At 61.3% G+C, this 16020-nt stretch carries 12 protein-coding genes and 3 tRNA genes; 8 read left to right on the plus strand and 7 right to left on the minus strand.

The window, feature by feature from the left end:
• Positions 1-58 precede the first annotated feature (58 nt).
• Complete coding sequence (locus Tal182_RS08840; protein WP_085859185.1) at positions 59-2920, minus strand: ribonuclease E/G; 2862 nt, start codon at positions 2918-2920, stop codon at positions 59-61.
• Positions 2921-3543: 623 nt separating this feature from the next.
• Here Tal182_RS08840 and Tal182_RS08845 point away from each other — a divergent pair.
• The 3 genes from Tal182_RS08845 to prfB all read left to right on the plus strand — a co-directional run bounded on the left by Tal182_RS08845 (position 3544) and on the right by prfB (position 8859).
• Entirely contained in the window at positions 3544-4803 is a 1260-nt protein-coding gene (locus Tal182_RS08845; RefSeq protein WP_085859186.1) for an N-acetylmuramoyl-L-alanine amidase, read from the plus strand.
• A 363-nt stretch (positions 4804-5166) separates the two neighbouring features.
• Positions 5167-7626, plus strand: a complete 2460-nt coding sequence (locus Tal182_RS08850; RefSeq protein WP_064801883.1) for a penicillin-binding protein 1A — start codon at positions 5167-5169, stop codon at positions 7624-7626.
• A 101-nt stretch (positions 7627-7727) separates the two neighbouring features.
• Positions 7728-8859 (plus strand): peptide chain release factor 2 gene (gene prfB / locus Tal182_RS08855; protein ID WP_164517776.1). Its coding sequence is split into 2 segments (ribosomal slippage): positions 7728-7796 and positions 7798-8859, totalling 1131 coding nucleotides; the frame shifts between segments, so codons are not numbered across the junction.
• A 54-nt stretch (positions 8860-8913) separates the two neighbouring features.
• Here the strand turns inward: prfB and Tal182_RS08860 are convergent.
• Genes Tal182_RS08860 through Tal182_RS08870 form a run of 3 tightly spaced genes read right to left on the minus strand, consistent with a single transcriptional unit; the run spans position 8914 to position 11241 of the window.
• Entirely contained in the window at positions 8914-9927 is a 1014-nt protein-coding gene (locus Tal182_RS08860) for a hypothetical protein (protein ID WP_064806082.1), read from the minus strand.
• 32 nt (positions 9928-9959) lie between these two features.
• Positions 9960-10463 (minus strand): hypothetical protein, encoded by a 504-nt coding sequence (locus Tal182_RS08865; RefSeq protein ID WP_064806084.1) that lies wholly within the window; start codon positions 10461-10463, stop codon positions 9960-9962.
• Between the two features lie 4 nt (positions 10464-10467).
• On the minus strand, positions 10468-11241 hold the full coding sequence (locus tag Tal182_RS08870; RefSeq protein ID WP_011424966.1) for an NAD kinase: 774 nt from the start codon (positions 11239-11241) through the stop codon (positions 10468-10470).
• Between the two features lie 157 nt (positions 11242-11398).
• Between Tal182_RS08870 and Tal182_RS08875 the strand changes: the two genes are divergently transcribed.
• Positions 11399-11474, plus strand: a tRNA-Thr gene (locus Tal182_RS08875).
• Positions 11475-11680: 206 nt separating this feature from the next.
• Entirely contained in the window at positions 11681-12019 is a 339-nt protein-coding gene (locus tag Tal182_RS08880; protein WP_064806086.1) for a hypothetical protein, read from the plus strand.
• Positions 12020-12072: 53 nt separating this feature from the next.
• Here the strand turns inward: Tal182_RS08880 and Tal182_RS32180 are convergent, their stop codons facing one another.
• From Tal182_RS32180 to rlmB, 3 genes are all read right to left on the minus strand, one after another.
• The gene (locus Tal182_RS32180) at positions 12073-12231 is read right to left on the minus strand and encodes a hypothetical protein (protein ID WP_164517777.1); all 159 of its coding nucleotides are present in this window, start codon (positions 12229-12231) and stop codon (positions 12073-12075) included.
• Positions 12232-12356: 125 nt separating this feature from the next.
• A complete protein-coding gene (locus Tal182_RS08885; protein ID WP_085859188.1) occupies positions 12357-13049 on the minus strand; it encodes an AprI/Inh family metalloprotease inhibitor in 693 nt (230 codons plus the stop codon).
• 47 nt (positions 13050-13096) lie between these two features.
• The gene (gene rlmB / locus Tal182_RS08890) at positions 13097-13987 is read right to left on the minus strand and encodes a 23S rRNA (guanosine(2251)-2'-O)-methyltransferase RlmB (protein WP_085859189.1); all 891 of its coding nucleotides are present in this window, start codon (positions 13985-13987) and stop codon (positions 13097-13099) included.
• Positions 13988-14190: 203 nt separating this feature from the next.
• Between rlmB and Tal182_RS08895 the strand changes: the two genes are divergently transcribed.
• From Tal182_RS08895 to tuf, 3 genes are all read left to right on the plus strand, one after another.
• Positions 14191-14275, plus strand: a tRNA-Tyr gene (locus tag Tal182_RS08895).
• Between the two features lie 24 nt (positions 14276-14299).
• Positions 14300-14373 (plus strand) — tRNA-Gly (locus Tal182_RS08900).
• A 333-nt stretch (positions 14374-14706) separates the two neighbouring features.
• The gene (gene tuf, locus Tal182_RS08905; RefSeq protein ID WP_011424970.1) at positions 14707-15882 is read left to right on the plus strand and encodes an elongation factor Tu; all 1176 of its coding nucleotides are present in this window, start codon (positions 14707-14709) and stop codon (positions 15880-15882) included.
• Positions 15883-16020 lie beyond the last annotated feature (138 nt).

Genomic DNA, 16020 nt, shown 5'->3' on the forward strand with positions numbered 1-16020 from the left:
AAATCCGGCCGCGTCGCCACGGCCGGATTTATCTTCATTTACGTCCGAAAATCAGCGTTCAAAAGAAGCCACGGCGCTGCCACCAGCCAGCTTTCTTCGGCTTACCTTCGTCGCTTTCGCCATTTTCGGTACGGGTGGATTTCACCGTCGGCTCTGAGGAAGAAATATTGGATTCGCGGTTGGCGCGAACCGGCTTTGCTTCTTCCTGCGCGGGCGTTGCGAGATCGGCGGAGGCTTCGACCACCTCCGGCTCTGCTTCTACGGCGGGTGCCGATTCCGCGACTGGTTCTTCGACCGGCGCTGCGGCGGGCTTGCGGCGGCCGCGGCCACGGGCAGGCTTTACCTCTTCGGCGACGACAGCCACGTCCTCGACGGCAGCCGTTACAGCTTGGCTCTCGTCGGCCTGTTCGGCAATTGCGGCTTCACCGGGAGCGACGTCATCCGAAGTACCGTCGTCTTCATCCTCGCTTCCGCTGTCTTCGCCGGCTTCATTCGCCGTCAGCTCGGAGCCGTCCTCCCGGTTGCGCCGACCGCCGCGCTTGCCGCGGCGACGGCGCTTGCGGCGCTGCGATTCCTCGTTTTCGGCGCGGCTCTCGGGTGCCGCGGCGGCGGTTTCGTCGCCCTCGGCGCCTGCGTCGTCGCCGTCTTCCTCTTCGTCGCCGGCTTCGCCTGCAGCGGCTGCCGGCTGCTCGGCATTGCCGTTGCGGCCACGACGGCGGCGGCGACGCTTGCGCTTACGGTTGCCTTCACCTTCGCCTTCCGAACGCGCCGCAGCGGGACGTTCGGTCGCGGCAGCCTTTTCCTCGAGTTCTTCGTCTTCGTCCTCATCAGCCTCGATGACGATGTCGTCGTCCTCATCCTCGGGGATGGCTGCGAAATTGAAGAGGCTTTCGATCTTGACCGGGTTTTCCACGGGCTCGCCGCGGTCGATCGCGAAGTGCTGCGCGCCGACCGAACCGTCAGCATCGATGATAATCGCTACGCCAAAGCGCGCTTCGTAATCGACGATCGTCTGGCGCTTGTGGTTGAGCAGGTAGAGCGCGATATCGGGCGTGGTGCGCACGGTGATGTTGTGCGTCGTGTTCTTGAGCGGATATTCCTCGATGCCACGCAGCACATGCAGCGCGACGGAGGACTGCGAACGGACGTGCCCGGTGCCGCCGCAATGCGAGCAGACCTGGGTAGTCGATTCGAGAACGGAAGCGCGGATGCGCTGGCGCGACATTTCGAGCAGGCCGAAATGCGAGATCCGGCCGACCTGAATGCGGGCGCGGTCGTTCTTCAGGCATTCCTTCAGCTTCTTCTCGACGGCGCGGTTGTTGCGCTTCTCTTCCATGTCGATGAAGTCGATCACGATCAGGCCGGCGAGGTCGCGCAGGCGAAGCTGGCGGGCGATTTCTTCCGCGGCTTCGAGGTTCGTCTGCAGCGCGGTGTCCTCGATCGAGTGTTCGCGCGTCGAGCGGCCGGAGTTGACGTCGATCGAGACCAGCGCTTCCGTCTGGTTCATGATCAGGTAGCCGCCGGAACGCAGCGTCACCTGCGGCTGCAGCATGCGGTCGAGCTGCGCCTCGATGCCGGAACGCGAGAAGATCGGGTGGATGTCGCGGTAGGGCTGAACCACCTTGGCATGGCTCGGCATCAGCATCTTCATGAAGTCTTTCGCTTCACGATAGCCTTCCTCGCCGGCAACGATGATCTCGCCGATGTCCTTGTTGTAGAGGTCGCGGATCGAGCGCTTGATCAGCGAGCCCTCTTCATAGACGAGGCAGGGGGCGGTCGACGCCAGCGTCAGCGTGCGGACATTTTCCCACAGGCGCATCAGATATTCGAAATCGCGCTTGACCTCGACCTTGGTGCGGTTGGCGCCGGCGGTGCGCAGGATGACGCCCATGCCCTGCGGCACTTCGAGCATGCGCGCGATTTCCTTCAGGCGCTTGCGGTCCTGCGGATTGGTGATCTTGCGGGAAATGCCGCCGCCGCGCGCCGTGTTCGGCATCAGAACCGAATAGCGGCCTGCAAGCGAGAGATAGGTGGTGAGAGCGGCACCCTTGTTGCCGCGCTCTTCCTTGGCGACCTGAACCAGCAGGATCTGGCGGCGCTTGATGACTTCCTGGATGCGATACTGCTTGCGCGGCTTGCGCTGCACGCGGTCCGGCACCTCTTCCATCGCGTCTTCGGCGCCGACGGATTCGATGACTTCCTCTTCACCGTGATCATCATCGTCATCGTCGTCATCGTGGCGACGCTTGCTGGTGTCGATATCCTCGGAGATGGCGTCGGTTTCCACCATCGCGGCCATCGTGCCGCCGGCAGGGGCATCATCGTCGTTGTCGACACTCGAAGCGCCTTCCGCTTCGACGTCGGTCGGAACGGCGTCTTCCGTCGCGGTTGTTTCGGCGACCTTCTTACGGCTGCGGCGTGGTTTGGCCTTCTTGGCCGGGGCTTCTTCGGCGGCCTTGGGCGAAGCTACGACCTCCGGCGCTGCAGCACCCTCTCCGGTCGCTGTCTCGTCGGCTGCGGCAACCGGCTCCGGCGCCTCCGGCGGCACGATACCGACATCCGGCTGGTCCTGGGTCGAAAGGTCGACCATCGGCGCGGTTTCGACGTGCTCGACGTCTTCGTCGCGACGGTGCTCCTCGGCCTCGGCCCGAAGCAGCGCCTGACGGTCGGCGAGCGGAATCTGGTAATAATCAGGATGGATTTCGGCGAAGGCCAGGAAGCCGTGCCGGTTGCCGCCGTAATCGACGAAAGCGGCCTGCAGCGAGGGTTCGACCCTCGTTACCTTTGCAAGATAGATATTGCCGCGGATCTGCTTCTTGTGCTGTGACTCGAAGTCAAATTCTTCTATGCGGTTCCCGCGAACGACAACGACGCGCGTCTCTTCCTCGTGAGACGCATCGATAAGCATTTTGTCTGCCATGTAAGCTGTGCTCCTCGGCGTGGCCGCGAGAGCGCATTCCCGACTGCTGTAGAAACAGAAAGAATGCGGTCCACCGTGGCCGCGCCGGATAATGAAAGTCGCGCCTGGCGCGAAGAGGAGAGCAGCAGCCAGACCGCAGCCGGAACCGTTTCGGTCCGGGGCCTGTACACTTCAGATAAAACCTGCTGCGAAACCATCAACAACCAAGCGTGATCGACAAATACGAAGACCCGGTTCGGGTCCGATGAGGTTGCTCCCTGAGAGCGTGGTGGCTGATCCACCAATGAAGTTCCGACAGAAGCCGGAAAATCAGGATCCAGTTCCCGGGTTGAAGCGCATGAGACGGCGGACGATGACCGATGTGGCGCCAGGTCCAGATCTGGCTGGCAGCCCTTGCGGCGACTCTATCCCGTCAACACTTCTACCCTAAAATGCGTTGTATGTTTTCTGTGTCACAATAGCAAGGGAAAAGCCAAATGTGCCATAATATTGATGGATTTCGAATCGCATAGAAACTGGGGGCGGGTGACCGCGATTCGGCAGGTCGCAAGGCGTTTCGCTCTCGAGCGTCCGTTCCGGCCATTTCAGGTCCATCGTGGTTATAAATAGGGTGTGGCGGTTTATTGTTTAAGAGGGCTCGGATCGCGGTGCAGTCCACAACGCGGCGATCGACATTCGCAAGGCGGGTTCAGACGGCGGTGCTCATTGCAGGTTGCCTCCTGCCTGGCCTCGCGGGTTCGGCCGAGACGAAGGATCCGCTGCTCGCTTATGGGGCGCGCATCATCGGCGATGACGCCAGGACGCGCATCGTCATCGATTTCGACCGCGAGCCGCGTTTCTCTGTCCATTATATCGCCAATCCGGAGCGGATCGTCGTTGATCTGCCGGCCACCGCCTTCGGTTTTCCGGCGAAGGATTTGGCCGCTCGCGGCCTCTTCAAAGATATCCGCTACGGCAAGATGGATGAGGAGAGCGCCCGCATCGTGCTGACAGCGGCAAGGCCGGTGAAGCTCTCGCTCGCCAAGGTGCAGGCCGACGAGGCGGGCAGGGGCCATCGCCTGGTGCTCGACGCCGAAATGATCGATAAGCAGGCCTTTGCCGAACTGGTCAAGACACAATCCTGGGATGATCGGACCGAGGCGGCCCAGACGACGAGCGCCATTCCGGCGCCAGAGAAAGCCGCCCCCGGCGATTTCGTTATTGCCGTCGACGCCGGCCATGGCGGCATCGATACCGGCGCTGTCGGCGTCGATACGAAGACCGAGGAAAAGCAGGTGACGCTTGCCTTCGCCAGGGCTCTGGCCGACCGGCTGAACAAGGAGCCGGGCATCAAGGCGTTCCTGACGCGCAGCGACGATGAGTTCCTGTCGCTTTCTCAGCGCGTGCTGATCGCCCGCCAGAACCATGCCGGCCTGTTCATTTCACTGCATGCCGATACGCTGAAACAGAAGGATATCCGCGGCGCGACGGTCTATACGATTTCGGACAAGGCCTCCGACAAGCTCGCAGCCGATCTTGCCGATCGCGAAAACCTTTCCGACCAGATCGCCGGCAAGGAGGTAGTCGCCGAGCCGCCCGAGGTCGCCGACATCCTGCTCGATCTGACGCGGCGCGAGACGCAGGCCTTCTCGATCTCGCTGGCCGAGAGCGTGCTGAATTCCTTCAAGGACCAGGTCGGCACCATCAACAATCCGCACCGCCACGCCGGCTTCCGCGTGCTGCAGGCGCCCGACGTGCCGTCGATCCTGCTCGAGCTAGGGTTCCTGTCGAATGCCGAAGACGAAAAACTGCTGCTCGACGAAACCTGGCGCACCAGGATCGCCGATCTCCTGACCGAGGCGGTGAAGCGATACCGCACCGGCGTCGTGGCGAATGGCGGCTGATGGACGCCGTTCAAAAAATCCCTCGCGCCTGCTGGAACGGCGGCAGCCTGAAAAACAAAGACTTAGCCTGCCTCGCCTGATTCAAATTCTGAGTAAGATGTTTCAATCAGGAACAGAACGGGCGTTGCTTGGATGTGACAGTCCTGATGAAACGCTGCCGCGGCGGTGATTGCGGCGGGCAGAGCCCTATTTTGCTCACATTCGCGCCGTTACTCCGGCTTATGTTTCCTAGCTTGAGGCGCGGAATCGGCTTGTGGCGGTAGCGCTCATGGAGTAAGCCGCGCGCAACGTGCAAATTGTCTCGATCTGTGCAATCGTTGCGTCTGCGCCGATTGCAGATCGAAGAGACCGGTAGCTGAAAATATGCTTAGACTTCTTGGATATTTCTTCGGAATGGCCTGCGTCCTGTTTCTGGTCGCGGCGGCGGGTATTGCCATCTATCTCGCCAATGTCGCCAGGGATCTTCCGGACTATGCCGTTCTGAACAGCTACGCGCCGCCGGTGACGACCCGCGTCCATGCCGGCAACGGCGCTCTCATGGCTGAATATGCCAAGGAAAAGCGTCTCTTCCTGCCGATCCAGGCCATTCCCGACCGTGTCAAGGCCGCTTTCCTCTCGGCCGAAGACAAGAATTTCTACAACCATCCGGGCGTCGACCTCACCGGTCTCGGCCGCGCAATCCTCGTCAACCTGCAGAATTTCGGTTCCGGCCGCCGTCCCGTCGGCGCTTCCACAATCACCCAGCAAGTGGCCAAGAACTTCCTTTTGAGCTCGGACCAGACGATCGACCGCAAGATCAAGGAAGCAATCCTCTCTTTCCGTATCGAGCAGGCCTACAGCAAGGACAAGATTCTCGAACTCTACCTGAACGAGATTTTCTTCGGGATGAATTCCTATGGCATCGCCGGCGCAGCACTGACCTATTTCAACAAGTCGGTCACCGAACTGACCGTCGCCGAGGCCGCCTATCTGGCGTCGCTGCCGAAGGGGCCGGCCAATTATCATCCTTTCCGCCATCCTGAGGCGGCGCTTGAGCGTCGCAACTGGGTTATCGATCGCATGGTCGAGAACGGCTATGTCAGCCAGAGCGACGGCGCGGAAGCCAAGAAGCAGCCGCTCGGCGTTACCGCCCGCAGCAACGGTCCGTCGCTCTTCGCGTCCGATTACTTCGCCGAAGCCGTGCGCCGCCAGCTGATCGACCAATATGGCGAGAAGGTCCTCTATGAGGGCGGCCTTTCCGTGCGCACATCGCTCGATCCGCAGATGCAGCTCGCCGCCCGCAAGGCGCTGCAGGATGGCCTGGTGACCTATGACGAGCGCCGCGGGTTCCATGGGGCTATCAAGCAGATCGACGCAAACGGCGACTGGGGCAAGGCGCTTGCCGATATTCCCGCGCTGTCCGACGTTCCGGAATGGCGCCTTGCCGTCGTGCTCGCCGTCTCCGACGATAACGTCGATATCGGCCTGCAGCCGGCCAAGGACGGGAGCGGCAAGGTTGCGGCGGACCGTCTTCGCGGCACCATCGACGCCAAGAACATGCAATGGGCCTACCGTTCGGCGGATGGCTCGCGCAAGACAGCGAAATCGCCGGCCGGCGTCCTGAGCCCGGGCGATGTCATCTATGTCGAGAAGCTCGGTGACGACGCGTCGACCTCCTACCGTCTGCGCCAGCCGCCGAAGGTACAGGGCGGCCTTGTCGCCATGGATCCGAAGACCGGCCGCGTGCTCGCGATGGTCGGCGGCTTCTCCTATGGCCAGTCGGAATTCAACCGCGCCACCCAGGCGATGCGCCAGCCGGGCTCCTCCTTCAAGCCCTTCGTCTACGCAGCGGCGATGGACAACGGCTATACGCCGGCCTCCGTCATCATGGACGCGCCGATCGAGATCGTCTCGGGCGGCCAGGTCTGGAAGCCGGAAAATTACGGCGGCGAAGTCGGCGGCCCGTCGACGCTGCGCTCGGGCATCGAGCATTCGCGCAACCTGATGACGGTGCGCCTCGCCAACGATCTCGGCATGAATATCGTTGCCGAATATGCCGAACGCTTCGGTATCTACGATCACATGCTGCCGGTTCTCTCGATGTCGCTCGGCGCCGGCGACACGACAGTGCTGCGTATGGTCTCGGCCTATTCGGTCATTGCCAATGGCGGCAAGCAGATCAAGCCGACGCTGATCGACCGTATCCAGGACCGCTACGGCAAGACGATCTTCAAGCATGAGGAGCGCCTCTGCGAGGGCTGCAATGCCGGCGACTGGCAGAACCAGGAAGAGCCTAATGTCGTCGACAACCGCGAAACCGTCCTCGACCCGATGACCGCCTACCAGATCACCTCGATGATGCAGGGCGTCATCCAGCGCGGCACCGCTGCCGGCAAGATCGATCTCGGCGGCCGCGACGTCGCCGGAAAGACCGGCACCACCAATGATGAAAAGGATGCCTGGTTCGTCGGTTTCACGCCGGATCTGGTCGCCGGCCTCTATATGGGCTTCGATACGCCGGCCCCGCTCGGCCGCGGCGGTACCGGCGGCGGTCTCTCCGCCCCGATTTTCAACGAATTCATGCAGGCCGCCGTCAAGGACATGCCGGAATCGAAGTTTGTCATTCCGCAGGGCATGAACCTGATCCCGATCGACCGCAAGACCGGCATGGCCGCCGCCGACGGCGATCCGAACACGATCGTCGAAGCCTTCAAGCCCGGTACCGGACCCGCCGACAGCTTCTCGGTCATCGGCATGGACAGCACCATGGCGCCGGAAGAGATCCTGAAAACCTCGCCGCAGGCCAACCAGGCGGTTCAGACCGGCACGCCTGGCCTGTTCTGAGCCTCACCCAGTTTTGGAAGTCCGCCCCGGCTCTTTACATCCGCGGCGGGCGTCTCTATGTCACCAGCACTTGAAGAAGACCGTTACAGAGAAGCAGGGAAATGCGAGCCGAAATCGAAAACGTGGTCGATGAAACCAAGCAGGCTATCACCCTGCTGAGGAGGCATCTTTGACTGGGACCAGGCGATAAGACGACTGGACTGGTTGAACAACAAGGCAGAGGATCCGAACCTCTGGAATGACGCTGCCGAAGCCCAGAAGCTGATGCGCGAGCGCCAGCAGCTCGATGACGGCGTTAGCGGCGTCCGGCAGCTGGAACAGCAGCTGAAAGACAATGTCGAGCTGGTCGAGCTTGGCGAGGAAGAAGGCGACGAGGGTGTCGTCAAGGAAGCCGAGGATGCCTTGAAGGCACTGAAGGCCGAGGCCGCACGCCGCCAGGTGGAGGCGATGCTCTCCGGCGAGGCCGACAGCAACGACACCTATCTCGAAGTCCATTCCGGCGCCGGCGGCACCGAAAGCCAGGACTGGGCGAACATGCTGTTGCGCATGTACACCCGCTGGGCGGAACGCCAGCGCTTCAAGGTCGAGCTTCTCGAAGTCCATGACGGCGAAGAGGCGGGCATCAAGTCCGCCACCCTGCTCGTCAAGGGCCACAACGCCTATGGTTGGCTGAAGACGGAATCGGGCGTGCATCGTCTGGTGCGTATTTCCCCCTACGACAGCAATGCGCGCCGCCATACGTCCTTCTCGTCGATCTGGGTCTATCCGGTCGTCGATGACTCAATCAACATCGACATCAACGAAAGCGATTGCCGCATCGACACCTATCGTTCGTCGGGCGCCGGCGGCCAGCACGTTAACACGACGGACTCGGCCGTGCGCATCACCCATATCCCGACCGGGATCGTGGTCGCCTGCCAGCAGGAACGTTCGCAGCACAAGAACCGCGCCAAGGCCTGGGAAATGCTGCGTGCCCGGATGTACGAAGCAGAGTTGAAAAAGCGCGAAGAGGCCGCGAGCGCCGAAGCCGCTTCCAAGACGGATATCGGCTGGGGTCACCAGATCCGCTCCTACGTGCTGCAACCCTACCAGTTGGTCAAGGACCTGCGCACCGGCGTTGCCAGCACCGCTCCGGACGACGTGCTCGACGGCGATCTGAACGAATTCATGGAAGCGGCCCTTGCTCACCGCATCAGCGGCGCCGCCGATGCGGTCGTCGAGGATGTCGACTGACAATCAGCATCATGGAAATCAGAAAGCCCCGAAACGGGGCTTTCTTTGTTCAGCCTATCGCGCCGGCGTCGCCATCATGAACAGCGCTGCCGATAGAGCGGCAATCTCGTCATGAACGGCTCCCCGCTCGATGCCCGGCGGATCGGTGAAGAGCTCGGCGGCAAAGGCAAGACCGAGCCCTGTGCCCTCCGGCACAAAGACATAATGCCCGAGACCGCCGCCGAATATTTTCAGGGCGCTGCCGGTCAGCCGCTCATGCAGCCATGAAGAACATTCCTCGGCTGGTGCCGCCTTATCGGCATCGCCGACAAGGATAAGAGCGGGTGCCTCGACAGTTTTCAGGCTTTCCTCGCTGAAACCGAGAATGGAACGACCTGGTGCGCACAGGAGCGCCGCCGTGATCCGGTCATCCCGGTAGCATTGCGACATGCGGGACCAAGACTCGCGAAACACCTCGCTGGTGCGAAGTAAGGAGGGGATATGATCGGCAAGATCGGGAAATTCCCTTGGGCCGCGTGGAGCACCCGGCTTCAGCCTTGATGGTTCGAACTGGGAGAACTGGGTGACAGCGCCGACAAGCAGCATGACGCTATAGGCTCCGGCTGAGAATCCGGCCGCGAATACACGGTCTGCATCGATCCGACCGGCGAGATCGCCAAGCCAGTCGCGACAGCGGTCGAGCATCAAGCTCAGATCCGGCGCCCGTTCCCAAAGACAGGCAAAACCTTCGGCGCGATAATCCTCACTGCCCGTATTGCCGTGATGGTCGACGCCGAGCGCTGCAAATCCGCGATCGACCAGGCGTCGCGCCAGCCATTCCAGTCCCGCCGCAGAACCGCCGGTGCCGTGTGACAGCAGCACCAGGGGATAAGGCCTGTCTGAAAGCCGAATCGGTGCATCGCGAGCGACCGCCGCCTTGCGAAACCAGCTTCTCTCCTGGATTTCACATTCCAGCGCGTCATCGGCAGCCGGATACCATAGCGACCAGCGGACGGGCCTTGGACCGGCAGCATCCCAATCCGGTCTCCGGTCGTCGTAAAGGACGCCCTCGCGAAAGCCGAGCTTCATCTTGGTCGCCTGTGCGAACAGCGTCTTGCTGCTCAATTGGTCGCTTTCTCGATGGTGACGTCGCCGAGTTCGTCGATCAGCACGGTCCAGCCGTCCGGCTCGGCCGCGGGATCGGTCTTCAGATAGATCGTGGCGAAGAGGCCGGGTTGCTTGATGATGCCGCTCGAGTTTTCCGGGCGGATATCGGTCACGTAAGGCTTCAGGTCGCTGATCTCCTGCAGTTCGATGGTCGAGGCAATCGTCGGACCGATCTCGGTCTGGGCAATCTGCTGAAGATAAACTTTCGACGTCCTGTCCGGCTGACGCACGGCAAAGAGCTTATAGTAACCATGGCGCTTTTCCTGGGTGTCGGAAACGCTTTCGGCCTTGGTGGGCGCCCGCTCGACATCAGGCGCGTTGCCGTCGTCCTCCCAGTAGCCGGTGCTGGTCGCAAAAATCACAGAAGCCGGCAGGATGACGTCCTGCGTGGGAGCAGCGATCGCGGCCGAGCATCCGACGAGGAAAATCGTAGCCATCAATGTCAGGCGCATTGCCATCATCTCAATCCTTGAACTGCTCGGCGAGAATGCGGTCGGACCAAGAGCGGTCCGGATCGGAGAGGATACGCGCCGTCATATGCTCCGACTGAGCGATGCGGACATGCAGCACCGATTTGACTTCCGTATTGTCTGCCACCGCATTCACCGGCCGCTTCACCGGCTCGAGCACGTCGATATCCACAGTCACCTTGTTCGGAAGCAGGGCGCCCCTCCAGCGCCGCGGCCTGAAAGCGCTGACCGGCGTCATGGCGAGCAGTGGCGCCTCGAGCGGCAGGATGGGACCATGGGCGGAAAGATTATAGGCCGTCGATCCGGCAGGGGTAGCCACCATCAGCCCGTCGCAGATCAGCTCCTCCAGACGCACGCGCCCGTCGACCACGACCCTGAGATTGGCGGCCTGATAGGACTGGCGGAAAAGATAGACTTCGTTGATGGCGAGCGCTGTCGAATTGGTACCGTCGGCATTGGCCGTCGTCATCTTCAAGGGACGGAAGGCGTTTTCGACGGCGACGCAGATACGCTCTTGAAGCCGTTCCGTGCTGTAATCATTCATCAGAAAGCCGACCGAGCCGCGGTTCATGCCGTAGACCAGCTTGCCCGAGTTCATGGTGCTGTGCAGCGTCTGCAGCATGAAGCCATCGCCACCCAGCGCGACGATGACATCAGCCTTGTCCTGCGGCACGTCGCCATAGATGCGAATCAGCTCTTCGCGCGCTGCGAGCGCCTCCATCGTCGGCGAGGCGATAAAGGAAAGCGTCTGGAATGAACGGCCCATACAATACCCTTTGTGAAGCTGCTCTAGCTAAAGGATAAATGGCAGTTGCGACAAGGCCGTTTTGCACGACAAGGCGGTTTGGACACACGCAGACTTGTCCGCGCCGGCACGGATTTTTCTTTACAGGATCGCAGAATCTGTTAGTTGGGCAGCTATTGCCCTTGTAGCTCAGTTGGTAGAGCACCTGATTTGTAATCAGGGGGTCGCGGGTTCGAACCCTGCCGGGGGCACCAGCCTGCGCTCTGTAAGCTTCGGCTCGGCGAGCCGAAGAGAGCGGCCAAGCGAAGGCTGTCGCGCTGTAGTTCCGTTGGGAACAAGGCTGATTGGTTCCGATAATGCTCCGGCGCTTTTCCTTGATGAACCCTATCTGAAGGACTGCTTCAGCAGCAATTCAGCCGTGGTGGCGCAGTGTCTCCTCATCGTCAATGAGGAAGCAGCCATGAAGTTCGCGCATATTTTCCTGACCGCAGCCATTTCCCTCGGTGCGGCCCTTGCTGCCGTTGCGCCCGCCGCCGCCATGCCTGTCGACCGGTCGCCGCTATCCGCGCAAAGCGACATCATCCAGATTCATGACAGCTGGCGACACGACCGTTGGCGTGACGATCGTGACTGGCGTGACGACCGTGATTGGCGGGGTAATCGTGACTGGCGGGATGGCCGCGATTGGCGCCGGTCCGAATGGCGCTATGAACGCCGCCATTGGCGGCCGTGGCGCTGGGAAGAGCGTCGCGAGTGGCGCCAATATGATCGCGACATGCCTCGGTTCTATCGCAGCTGAGGATAGTCGTTCGGTGGGATTAACGCGCAATCGCCGTCCGCGTTTCTCTCGACCTATTGCACCGGCCCCGGCGTCGCTGGGCCGGGCGCCGTCGGCGACAGGGGATCGGGCTGGTGAACGGGATGCGACGTGTCCACCCAGATGATGCTGAGGATGATTCCCACAAAGGCCGCGATGAAGAGGATACCGAAAATCAGCGGTCGAATGGCCATGATGGGAATCGCTCCTTCTTGCTTGTGACCGGTCGTTACGGATCGATCGCCGCCAGATCATAATGCTCCAGAAGGTCATTCCAAGGCAAAAAGTGGATTTCTCCGGATCGAGCCCTGCGCCGGGATCAGTGGCGCACGAGCGAAAGCGGCTTGCCGCCTTCTTCACTGGACTTATTGAAATTGCCGTCGGCGCGCATGTCGAAGCTGAGCGACGAACCGTCATGACTCATCAGAGTCAGCCCGAAACCTTCGATATTCCAGACGGCGAGCTTGAGCCTGGCGACCTTGGCGGCGCAGTCTCGGGAAAGCGATAGGGGTGCGTGGCCGTCCGCATCGCTGGTGCCGTCGAGTGTCACGCTGCAGAGTTCTTCGCCGCCCGGTCTTTGCATCGCCCATGTCCCGGCAAGGCTCCTGAGGGTCGGCAGGCGATCGACACCGTCGGGTGCCGAGAGCAGCAGCAGCGGTGTTTCGTCTTCCGTTTTCATCGGCGAACCCTCATTCTCGACGAAACGGGCGATGGCCTTGCGCGTCGGATCGATCAGGATGAGGCCGCCATTGCCGTCGAAATTCCAGGCAGCGGCTTCGGCAAGCGCCGGCAGCGGCTTGGAACAATTGTCCTGGCCCGATAGCGAATAGCCGCCGATCGCAAGGTCGGTTTCGAGCGTCAGCCGACATCCGGCGCGTCCGTCTTGGGGCGCAACCAGATAGGTTCCCGCCTGCGCCCTGAGAATATCGGGATCGATATCCTGCGCCCCAGCCGGACCGCAGTCCAGCAGCATGGCTGCTGGAATTGTGAGCCGAAGCATGAAACCAATCATGGCAATCCCCCTTTGCCGCGGCCCGTAAGCCGGCCTTTAAGTCCAGCCTATGTCTTTAAGTAAAGCCGCGCCGCATAAAGCGCGATCGCCGCGGCGTTCGAAACGTTCAGCGATTTGATCGCGCCCGGCATATCGAGGCGGGCAAGCGCGTTGACGGTTTCGCGTGTCTTCTGCCTGAGCCCCTTGCCCTCCGAGCCGAGCACCAGCGCCACCTTGTCGCCTGAGAAGGTACCTTCGAGCGGCGCCGGCCCTTCCGAATCGAGGCCGATGGTGGAGAAGCCAAGCTTGTGCAATTCGCCGAGCGCGTCGGCGAGGTTGGTGATCTGTATATAAGGTATCAGTTCCAGGGCGCCGGAGGCGGACTTGGCGAGCACGCCTGACTCGGTCGGGCTATGTCTCTGGGTGGTGATAACGGCCCCGGCATTGAAGGCGACGGCCGAGCGCATGATCGCGCCGACATTGTGCGGATCGGTGACCTGGTCGAGCACGAGCAGGAGAGGGCTGTCCTTTAGCGCTTCGAGCCGGCGCACCGGCAGCGGCTGCGTTTCCAGCATGACGCCCTGATGGATCGCCTCGGGACCGAGCACCTTGTCGATCTCGTGCGGCGAGACGATTTCGAAGGGAATGCCCAGCATCTCGACATCGATTTCCAGACGCGCGAGCGCATTCTGCGTCGTAAACAGCTTGATCTTCTTGCGCTCCGGATTGTCGAGGGCGGCGCGCACTGTATGCAGACCGTAGAGATATACCTGATCGGGCGCGAGCGCCGGCGGCTTCCAGTCCTCAGCTCCACGCCGGCGCTTCTGTGGCTGGGGTGTCGGGATCTCGCCGCGTTCGCGCTTGGCGTCGCGGTGGGCGCGCCTCAGATTGGCGTAGTGCGTATCCTTGGCGGATGGGTCTGTCGCGGCCTTGCCGCCGGATTTGTTGTCTTTGCTCATGCGGCTTTATAGCCATGGCGTTCGCTGCCGCATAGGCTTTCTTTCATGTGCCGGCTTTCGGCGGCGAATGAAATTTTTCGTGTTTTTTCCATTGTCATCGTGTTGACAGACGGAAATGCTCCGGTCATATACGCGGCGCAGACGACGGGCGGCAACGCTTCGAAGTCTGACGAACTTGGTCTTCAAGATCCGGACGAAAAACTGGAGAGATGCCCGAGTGGTTAAAGGGGACGGACTGTAAATCCGTTGGCTCAGCCTACGTTGGTTCAAATCCAACTCTCTCCACCATTCGTCATCGGATCTGACCATCCCGCGGGTATAGCTCAATGGTAGAGCAGCAGCCTTCCAAGCTGAATACGCGGGTTCGATTCCCGCTACCCGCTCCAGTTTCCCTTAAAGCTGGTTGATGCATCGCAGTCGCGATCGTTGTGCGCGCTGTTTCCAGCCATGGGGGGGCGCCGACCGCTGTTGCCGCAGGCGAGGGATCGTCAATGGCCGCGGTTCATCCTTGGTGATCCGTGCGAATTTCCCTGGGATTCCAGCGATTTTTGGAAGGGCCGCGGCGAATCGCCTTGCAGGCTGCGAATTGTCTCCCATATGCGCTGTCACGCCAAGATTGGCGTCTGCAATTAAGTCTTGCGCAATTTCGCCGAAAGCCTTAAACGGCGGCACTAAACCGGTTCGCCGGGGCCACCATTTCGTTCACAGGAAGCATTCAAATGGCAAAGAGTAAGTTTGAGCGCAACAAGCCGCACGTCAACATTGGCACGATCGGCCACGTTGACCACGGCAAGACGTCTCTGACGGCAGCGATCACGAAGTACTTCGGTGAGTTCAAGGCGTACGACCAGATCGACGCGGCTCCGGAAGAGAAGGCCCGCGGCATCACCATCTCGACGGCGCACGTCGAATATGAGACGCCGGCCCGCCACTACGCGCACGTCGACTGCCCCGGCCACGCCGACTACGTGAAGAACATGATCACCGGTGCGGCGCAGATGGACGGCGCGATCCTGGTTTGCTCGGCCGCTGACGGCCCGATGCCGCAGACGCGCGAACACATCCTGCTCGCCCGCCAGGTCGGCGTTCCGGCGATCGTTGTGTTCCTGAACAAGGTCGACCAGGTTGACGACGCCGAGCTTCTCGAGCTGGTCGAGCTCGAAGTTCGCGAGCTTCTGTCGTCCTACGACTTCCCGGGCGACGACATTCCGGTCGTCAAGGGTTCGGCGCTTGCTGCTCTTGAAGATTCCGACAAGAAGATCGGCGAAGATGCGATCCGCGAGCTGATGGCAGCGGTCGACTCCTACATCCCGACGCCTGAGCGTCCGGTTGACCAGCCGTTCCTGATGCCGATCGAAGACGTGTTCTCGATCTCGGGCCGTGGTACGGTCGTGACCGGCCGCGTCGAGCGTGGCATCATCAAGGTTGGTGAAGAAGTCGAGATCGTCGGCATCCGTCCGACCTCGAAGACGACGGTGACCGGCGTTGAAATGTTCCGCAAGCTGCTCGACCAGGGCCAGGCCGGCGACAACATCGGCGCGCTGATCCGCGGTGTGAACCGTGACGGCGTCGAGCGCGGTCAGATTCTGTGCAAGCCGGGCTCGGTCAAGCCGCACAAGAAGTTCAAGGCAGAAGCCTACATCCTGACGAAGGAAGAGGGCGGCCGTCATACGCCGTTCTTCACCAACTACCGTCCGCAGTTCTACTTCCGCACGACGGACGTGACCGGCATCGTGACGCTTCCGGAAGGCACGGAAATGGTCATGCCGGGCGACAACGTCACGGTTGACGTCGAGCTGATCGTTCCGATCGCGATGGAAGAAAAGCTGCGCTTCGCTATCCGCGAAGGCGGCCGCACCGTCGGCGCCGGTATCGTCGCTTCGATCGTCGAGTAACCTTTCAGGTTATCCACAATCAGGAAAACCCCGCTGGAAACAGCGGGGTTTTTCGTTTTTGATGCATCCGAGCCGTTTAACAGGTGTTGTAAAAATATCGTTAAGAATGCCCGTCACAGTATTTTGTTCATCTCACGT

The organism is Rhizobium sp. TAL182 (assembly GCF_002117725.1).
In the GTDB taxonomy this organism is placed as follows: domain Bacteria; phylum Pseudomonadota; class Alphaproteobacteria; order Rhizobiales; family Rhizobiaceae; genus Rhizobium; species Rhizobium esperanzae.